Source organism: Pseudomonas sp. SIMBA_041, from assembly GCF_046535095.1.
In the GTDB taxonomy this organism is placed as follows: Bacteria; Pseudomonadota; Gammaproteobacteria; order Pseudomonadales; family Pseudomonadaceae; genus Aquipseudomonas; species Aquipseudomonas mucoides.
This window is the reverse complement of sequence record NZ_JAWRXJ010000665.1, coordinates 1-251: the sequence shown is the minus strand read 5'-3', so window position 1 is coordinate 251 and position 251 is coordinate 1. Positions and strand designations below refer to the sequence as shown.

The following is a 251-nucleotide window of genomic DNA, read 5'->3' as shown; positions in this document are numbered from 1 at the left end:
CGAGCACCGCGTCGAACGCGACCGGCTTGTAGTCGTGATACGCGCGCGCATCGAGGTTCATCCGCGCGGCGCCGTGGATGATCACCTGCGCGCCGCGATCGCTGGTCGGCTTCAGCAGCACCGGGTTGAAGTCGGTATGGGGCGCCACGCCGGCCGCGAGCGCCTGCAGCGCCTGCGCGCGGCCGATCTCGCCGCCGTCGGCCGTCACCGCGCTGTTCAGCGCCATGTTCTGCGGCTTGAATGGCGCGACG

The 251-nt window shown here is 71.3% G+C and carries 1 pseudogene; it reads right to left on the bottom strand.

Going from position 1 to position 251, the window contains the following annotated elements:
* Nucleotides 1-251 (bottom strand): annotated as a pseudogene (locus SB725_RS32780) (cobyric acid synthase CobQ); the annotation flags it as partial.